Raw genomic sequence first — 7,437 nt, 5'->3', positions numbered from 1 at the left:
CNNGCGACGACGGCCACTGGAGGTCACCGATCGTGACCTCGCTCGGCCCGGTGGCCCCGAACGCGCTCCAGACCGCTTCGAGGTCGCGCAGGTCGGTGGTCTCGTCGACGCTGATCGAGACCCGGTCGGCGTCCACCCGCCAGAGGTTGACCCCGCGCTGCGCGGCCTGGCTGATGACCTCGTCGGCGCGTCCGGGGACCGACACCGTGACGGTGTCGAAGTAGACCGACGTCTGCACGTCGGCGCCCGCGGCGGTGAGGCCGTCGACGAGGGTGACGGCGTGCCCGTGGACCCGCCGCGCGATCGCGGCCAGGCCGGTCGGGCCGTGGTAGACGGCATACATCGAGGCCATCACGGCGAGGAGCACCTGCGCGGTGCAGATGTTCGACGTGGCCTTCTCACGACGGATGTGCTGCTCGCGCGTCTGGAGGGCGAGGCGGTAGGCCGGCGCTCCCTCGGTGTCGACGCTGACGCCCACGAGGCGGCCGGGCAAGGAACGCTCCAGCCCCGGGCGGACGCTCATGTAGCCGGCGTGCGGGCCACCGAAGCCCATCGGCACGCCGAAGCGCTGGGTGGTGCCGACCGCCAGGTCCGCACCCCACTCCCCCGGCGCCGTGGCCAGGGTCAGGGCGAGCAGGTCAGCGGCCGCGGCCACGAGGGCACCCGCGTCGTGCGCTGCGGTGGCCAGGCCGCGCCAGTCGCGCAGCTCGCCGTCGGCACCCGGGTACTGCACGAGCACGCCGAACACCGGACGATCGTCCGCGGCGGCACGCAGGGCCTCGGCGGAGTCGAGTCCGTCGAGGTCGGCCACCACGACCGGCAGGCCGAGGGGCTTGGCCCTCGTCTGCATCACGGCCAGGGTCTGTGGGAAGACGTGCCGGTCGACCAGCAGGACGGCGTCGGCCGCGGCCTTGCTGGAACGACGCATCAGGGTCATCGCCTCGGCCGCCGCGGTCCCCTCGTCGAGGAGCGACGCCCCGGAGGTGGTCAGACCGGTCAGGTCGCTGACCACGGTCTGGAAGTTGAGCAGTGCCTCGAGCCGGCCCTGCGAGATCTCCGGCTGGTAGGGCGTGTAGGCGGTGTACCAGGCGGGGCTCTCGAGCACGTTCCGCTGGATCACGGCCGGGGTGATGGTCCCGTAGTAGCCGAGCCCGATCATCGAGGTCATCACGTGGTTGCGGCGGGCGATGCCCCGGAGCTCCTCGACGACGGCCGCCTCGGAGTCTGCGGGGTCGACGCGCAGCGGGCCGTCGGTGCGGATGGCACCGGGCAGGGCGTGGTCGACCAGGGCCTCGAGCGACGAGTGCTTGACTGCCGCGAGCATCGCGTCGACGTCGGCGTCGGACGGACCGATGTGGCGCCCGGCGAACTCGGGCAGGTCGGTGGTGAACTGGGCGGACATGAGGCTCCTGAACGTCGGATTGCTCGGATCGCCTCCCCATCTGTCACGCCGCACTGGCCGCTCCAGAGGTGCCTGTCCCACGCAGTCCTGGCGCCTGAGAGGTTCCGGGGAGTTTGCCCCTTCGGCGCCCCGCCGTGCGACCCGTCCGGGTGCACGCGGGGACTCTCCCGCGCGGGATGTTCAGCAGTGCCAATCTACAACACGGCCCGCCGTCCTCGAGAGGACGACGGGCCGGATGGGACGAATGGGGCCTCCGGGTCAGGCCAACCTGGCCGCGCGACGCTCGCGGAGCTCGTCGCCGGGGTGGTCTGCCGGCACCTCGTCGTCGGTGCGCTCGCTGGGCAGCTGGGCCAGCTCGCCCTCAACCTCGCGCCAGACCCGACCGACGGCGATGCCGAAGACACCCTGGCCGCCCTGGACGAGGTCGATGACCTCGTCGGCCGAGGTGCACTCGTAGACCGAGGCGCCGTCGCTCATCAGGGTGATCTGGGCCAGGTCCTCGACGCCGCGCTCACGCAGGTGGGTGATGGCCACCCGGATCTGCTGGAGCGAGACACCGGTGTCGAGCAGGCGCTTGACGACCTTGAGCACGAGGATGTCGCGGAAGCCGTAGAGCCGCTGGGTGCCGGAACCCGTGGCACCGCGCACCGAGGGCTCGACCAAGCCGGTGCGGGCCCAGTAGTCGAGCTGGCGGTAGGTGATGCCGGCCGCCTTGCACGCCGTGGGTCCGCGGTAGCCGATGTCGTCGCTCAGCTCCGGGAGGTCGTCCGTGAACAACAGCCCCTGTGCCGCAGCCGGCACGTTCGTGTGGCCGTGCGGAGCCTCGTTGCTCGGGTTCACAGCGCTCACCTCCTCTGGTGTAACTACACCGGTCGCATTACTGGTCTGTGCCGAAGGTACGGTGGCGCAGAACCGCAGGTCAACTACCACTCGACCTTTGCCCTTCGGCGTGTCGCGCCCGGAGGGTCAACCCTAGATGTTCAGTTGAGGTTCATGGTTCTGAGCGTGACGCCCTAGCCGGTTGTCCCGCTTTCGTCCGGTTTGGTCTCGAAGTCCTCGGCCGAGACGTGGTCCAGGAACTCCCGGAACTTCTCCACCTCGTCGTCCTTGTCCTCCTCGCCGGACATGGCCACCCCGGCCTCCTCGAGCAGCGACTCCCCTGCGACGATGGTCGTGCCGGTGCGCAGGGCGAGGGCGATCGCGTCCGACGAGCGCGACGAGATCTCGGTGGTGCCGTCGAGGATCAGGGCCGCGTGGAAGACGCCGTCGCGGAGCTCGACGATCCGCACCTCGGTGAGTCGGTGACCCAGTCCCTCGATGACGTTCTTCATCAGGTCGTGGGTCAGCGGCCGGGGCGGTTCGATCCCCTGTTGGGCGTAGGCGATCGCGGTCGCCTCCGCGGCGCCGATCCAGATCGGCAGGTAGCGGTCACCGTCTCGCTCGCGGAGCAGGACGATGGGGTGGTTGGTGGGCATCTCGACGCGGACACCGAGGACCTCGAGGACCTTCACCGTCCCACCTTAACCCGGTTCAGCCGCGCTGGAGCCCGTCCCTCACGAGGGCGGTGTGCAACGCGATGCACAGGCGCAGCACGTCACCGGTCGGATCCTTCGGGTCGCCCGCCCGGGCGCGCTTGCCGGAGGTCGAGCGGTGCGGCGTGACGACCTGCTGGACCAGGCCGATCTCGCGGTCGGCGGCGGTGCGGAACGGCCGCAGGTGGCGCGGCTCGAGCCCGTAGGCCGCGAGCTCGGCGGCCGTGTGCGCCACCGTGAGCGCCGCGTCACCGAAGTGCCCAGTGGCGTCGGCGTGCAGGAGCCCGAAGGTCTCAAGCGCGTCCACCGTGGCGGCGTCGAGGCCGGCCGAGGCGGCCAGCTCGGCCTTCGTCAGCCGCAGCGTCCCGCCCTGGGTGACCTCGGCAGCGGTGGGCACCTCGGGGTCGGCGACCGGCGCCGGGACGGACGGCCGCGGCATACCGGCGTCGTGGCGCTCCGGGGTCAGGCCACGGTCCATGGCGTCGAGGGCGGAGGCGATCACCTTCAGCGGCCAGAAGTGGTCGCGCTGGGCGGTGAGGATGTAGCGGAGCCGTTCGAGGTCAGCGCCGGAGTAGGTGCGGTAGCCGGAGCCGGTGCGGGCCGGCGTCACCAGGCCCTCCGCCTCGAGGAAGCGGATCTTGGAGATGGTGACGTCGGGGAAGTCCGGCGTCAGGGCAGCCAGCACCGCACCGATCGTCATGGGCTGCGGTGTCGTGCGAGGGCTCACCAGTAGCCAGGCTTCTGTGTCGCCGGGGTCTTCGCGGAGCTTCGTCAGGCCCTGCCGGCGTAGAACACGAGACGGAACTTGCCGATCTGGACCTCGTCGCCGGTCTGCAGCGTGACCTCGTCGATCCGCTCGCGGTTGACGTAGGTGCCGTTGAGCGAGCCCACGTCACGCACCACGAAGGTGTCGCCGACGCGACGGAAGGTCGCGTGCTTGCGCGACACCGTGACGTCGTCGAGGAAGATGTCGCTGTCGGGGTGACGACCGGAGTTGACCTCGTCGTCGTCGAGCAGGAACCGCGCGCCGGTGTTCGGGCCGCGCAGGACCACCAGGAGTGCCGTGCCGGGACGGAGCGCGTCGACCGTGGCCTGGTCAGCCTTGCTGAGGGCGATCTCGGCCTCGGCGCTGGTGTCGACCTGTTCGAGGTCGTTGATCCCGGGCAGCCGCATCGTCGTCGGCTCGTGGGGCCGGGACGTGTGCTCGTCGTTCTCGCTGCCGTTCATGGGTCCGCACTCCCTCGTGGTGGTTCTGTCCGCCCCTCTAGCAAAGCACAAACCTAAAGGGACGCCGGTGCCGTCCGCAGCCAATTGTGCGAACGCGCGACGCGCAGGTCAGCCCAGCTGGGCCTGGTATGCCGCCGGGTCGAGCAGCGCGTCGACGGCTGCAGCGTCGGAGGGGCGCAGCTCGTACATCCAGCCTTCGCCGTAGGGGTCGGTGTTGACCAGCTCGGGGGTGGCGTCGAGCGACTCGTTGACGGCCGTCACCTCGCCGGCGAGGGGGGCGTAGAGGTCGCTCACGGACTTGGTGGACTCGACCTCACCGCAGGCGTCGCCCGCGGACACGGTGTCGCCCACCGCGGGGAGGCTGACGTAGACGACGTCACCCAGGGAGTCCTGGGCGAACGAGGTGATCCCGATCCGCACCGTGCCGTCGTCACCGGTCCGCACCCACTCGTGCTCGGCCGTGTAACGCAGGTCCTGGGGGTAGTCCAGCTCGCTCATGCTGCTCCTCGGAGGATGGGGTGGCTGCTTTCGAACAACGGCAGAGTGCTGCCGTCGGGGCGATCGCGGGTCAGGGCGATGGTGCCGGGACGGGCCGAGCGTAACGAGGCTCGCTCAGACTGTGCAACGCGGTGATGGCGAGGTCGTCGGACTGCCGCACGGACGGCAGCGCGCCATCGCCGCGGACCGACTCGCTGACACCACCGGGGATCTCCATCGCGGACGCCATCGTGGCGCTGTCGCCGATGGCCGTGATGACGTAGGGGGACTCGACGCGTTCGCCACCGATCTCGATCGCACCGTCGACGTCGGCGAACCACGTGTCGGACACGACGCGCACGTCACCGATCTGCACGGCCTCGGCGCCGGCGTCCCGCAGCTCCTGCAGGGCGTCGAGCAGACGAGCCGCGGTGACCTTGTGGTCGGGGTCGTTGATGTTGATGACGATGCCCGGTCCGGTGGCCGGTGAGGTGCCGGTGAGGATCCCCAGGGTGTCGAGCCGTTCCTGGGCGGACTTGAGCGCCTCGGCGCTGGAGTCGACACCGGACACGAGCCGGTCGCGACTGGTCTCCAGCTCACGCGAGTCGGACGCCAGGCGGTCCTGCTCCTGGCTGACGTCGTCGAGGATGCGGACCAGCTCGTCCTCGCGCAGCTGCTCCAGCCCGCTCTGGTTGGTCTGCTGGACCTGGGTGGCGATGGCGAAGCCGAGCACGATGGCCAGCAGGGCCGCGAAGGCGTTGGCCCGCGTCGCCCGCGGCCGCGCCATGCGCAGCAACCTGCCCCACGAGCCCGAGGTGTCCTCGGGACCGTCGGTGCTCACGTGCCCTCGCCCATGGCTGCGTCGCTCATGCCTTGAACAGGTGCCTTCGGATCGAGGCCACGTTGGAGAAGATCCGCACCCCGAGGACGACCACGACACCGGTGCTCAGCTGGGACCCGACGCCGAGCTGGTCGCCGAGGAAGACGATGAACGCGGCCACCACGACGTTCGCGAGGAACGACACCACGAAGACCTTGTCGTTGAAGATCCCGTCGAGCACGGCGCGCACCGCACCGAACACGGCGTCGAGGGCGGCGATGACGGCGATCGGGAGGTAGGGCTGCAGCGCGACGGGCACGTCGGGACCCCAGAGGAGTCCCACCAGCACGCCGCCGATGAGGCCGAGCAGTGGTATCACGGTGAACTCTCCGACGTGGACGGGGTGGTCGTGGTGGATGGGGTGGTACCGGTGGTGGCCGGCGCGCTGGACTTCGGCTTCGGCACCCTGGCCTCGCGGACCGTGAGCGAGGTCGCCGCGGGGAGCGACAGGCTCTTGGCCGCGTCAATGGAAACACGGATGCCGTAGTTGTCCTGGAGGGCGCGCGCGTACGCGCCACCGTCGTTGGCCGCGAACTCGACCTGCAGGTCCTCCGGGTCGCCGATGACGCTGATCCGGTAGGGCCGGGCGAGCGGACGGTAGTTGACGAGGATGGCCTCACCCGCGAACCGGATCGCCGACCGCGAGGTCAGTCGCTGGCCATTCACGGCGATCGCCTCGGCACCGGCCTCCCAGAGCCCGTTGACGACGATCTGGAGGTCCTTGGAGAAGACCTTGCCCTCGTCCTTGCCCGCGTCGGTGCGCGGGTTGCCGTCCGCGCTGGTGCCGTCGCTGCCCGGTGCGTTGTCGAGCTCGACCGTGATGCCGGGACCGGACACCTTCTCGGCCCCGGAGGCCAGGGTGAGCGCGGCGAGCCGGGTCTGGAGCGACTTCTCGTCCTGCCCCAGCGCCTGCGCCTGCAACCGGTCGACCTCCGCCTGGACCACCCGCAGCTGCGCCTCCTGCCGGTCCACCTCCGCCCGACGGGTCTCGATCTGGCTGACCAGGTTGGCCTTGGCCCGGATCGCCGAGGTCGAGGGCGTGCGCAGCGCCAGCGCGCCGAGGGTGAGCAGCAGGCCGGCCACCAGGGCGGACACCGCGACCGTGACGGTCCGGGTCCCGGTGCTGGGCGGCAGGCCGGCGGCTTCGCGCTCGGCTGCGGCCGCGGCATACCCGGGGTCCAGCGGGCGCTCCATCATCGAGATGAGCAGCGTCATCGACTCGTCGGGCCGACGGCCCGGTGGGGTGGCCGGCGGGCCGGCGTCGCGGTGTGAGGTGTGGGGGGTCGTCATGTCGCCGGCACCGTGTGTGCGGCCACCACCTGGCGGGCCTGCACGATGTACATGACCCCGGCCACCCAGTAGAGGACGGTCCCCCACCACGCGAACGCCCACCCGATCGGCAGGGCCCACGCGGCGAAGGTGCTGGAACCCTCACCGAGCAACAGCAGCGGGAAGGCGTAGAGGAGGTTGAAGGTGGCGGCCTTGCCGACGAAGTGCACGGGGAGGCCGGTCTGGCCGTAGCGCTTGATCCACCACAGCACCCCTGCGAGCAGCACCTCGCGCCCCACGAGGGCGATCACGAGCCACCACGGGATGATGTCGCGCCAGGCGAGGCCGAAGAGCGTCGTCGCGATGTAGAGGCGGTCGGCGAAGGGGTCGAGCAGCTGGCCCAGCCGGGACTCCATGCCGAACCGGCGGGCGATCTTGCCGTCGAGGTAGTCGCTGACCCCCGAGAGCATGAGGGTGACGAGGGCGAGCACGTCGTGCTCGGACAGGATCGCCCAGAGGAAGATCGGCACCCCGACCAGCCGCAGCACGGACAGCACGTTGGGCAGAGTCAGGACACGGTCGGTCACGGCATGCTCGCCGACGACCCTCCCCCGCTCTCCTGGTGCTGACACGCTGGCAGCCTAACCGCC

The 7,437-nt window shown here is 70.7% G+C and carries 10 protein-coding genes and 1 riboswitch; all 10 genes read right to left on the bottom strand.

The genetic code is table 11. The features are described 5' to 3' along the window. Window positions 1-1,324: glycine dehydrogenase (locus tag ACXJKD_RS14040; RefSeq protein ID WP_457255598.1), on the bottom strand; the 1,324-nt coding region annotated here is incomplete at its 3' end. Window positions 1,325-1,474: 150 nt separating this feature from the next. Next, window positions 1,475-1,582, bottom strand: a riboswitch (glycine riboswitch). Between the two features lie 78 nt (window positions 1,583-1,660). Next, a complete protein-coding gene (locus ACXJKD_RS14035; RefSeq protein WP_457255597.1) occupies window positions 1,661-2,242 on the bottom strand; it encodes a MerR family transcriptional regulator in 582 nt (193 codons plus the stop codon). Window positions 2,243-2,415: 173 nt separating this feature from the next. Next, complete coding sequence (locus ACXJKD_RS14030; RefSeq protein WP_457255237.1) at window positions 2,416-2,913, bottom strand: bifunctional nuclease family protein; 498 nt, start codon at window positions 2,911-2,913, stop codon at window positions 2,416-2,418. Between the two features lie 19 nt (window positions 2,914-2,932). Further along, on the bottom strand, window positions 2,933-3,634 hold the full coding sequence (gene ftsR / locus ACXJKD_RS14025) for a transcriptional regulator FtsR (protein WP_457255236.1): 702 nt from the start codon (window positions 3,632-3,634) through the stop codon (window positions 2,933-2,935). Between the two features lie 71 nt (window positions 3,635-3,705). Then, a complete protein-coding gene (locus ACXJKD_RS14020) occupies window positions 3,706-4,161 on the bottom strand; it encodes an FHA domain-containing protein (protein WP_457255235.1) in 456 nt (151 codons plus the stop codon). 108 nt (window positions 4,162-4,269) lie between these two features. Beyond that, window positions 4,270-4,659 (bottom strand): glycine cleavage system protein GcvH, encoded by a 390-nt coding sequence (gene gcvH, locus ACXJKD_RS14015; RefSeq protein ID WP_457255234.1) that lies wholly within the window; start codon window positions 4,657-4,659, stop codon window positions 4,270-4,272. A 70-nt stretch (window positions 4,660-4,729) separates the two neighbouring features. Further along, window positions 4,730-5,479, bottom strand: a complete 750-nt coding sequence (locus ACXJKD_RS14010) for a DUF881 domain-containing protein (protein WP_457255233.1) — start codon at window positions 5,477-5,479, stop codon at window positions 4,730-4,732. Between the two features lie 25 nt (window positions 5,480-5,504). After that, window positions 5,505-5,837, bottom strand: coding sequence for a small basic family protein (locus ACXJKD_RS14005; RefSeq protein WP_056920954.1), 333 nt, complete (start codon window positions 5,835-5,837; stop codon window positions 5,505-5,507). Continuing rightward, a complete protein-coding gene (locus ACXJKD_RS14000; protein ID WP_457255232.1) occupies window positions 5,834-6,808 on the bottom strand; it encodes a DUF881 domain-containing protein in 975 nt (324 codons plus the stop codon). Before ACXJKD_RS14000 ends, ACXJKD_RS14005 begins: the two co-directional genes overlap by 4 nt. Beyond that, complete coding sequence (locus tag ACXJKD_RS13995) at window positions 6,805-7,419, bottom strand: CDP-alcohol phosphatidyltransferase family protein (RefSeq protein ID WP_457255231.1); 615 nt, start codon at window positions 7,417-7,419, stop codon at window positions 6,805-6,807. The genes ACXJKD_RS14000 and ACXJKD_RS13995 overlap by 4 nt, the downstream gene beginning before the upstream one ends. Window positions 7,420-7,437 lie beyond the last annotated feature (18 nt).

This window comes from Pedococcus sp. P5_B7 (assembly GCF_054049895.1).
The sequence above is the reverse complement of the archived record's forward strand: the minus strand, read 5'-3'. Positions and strand labels throughout refer to the sequence as shown.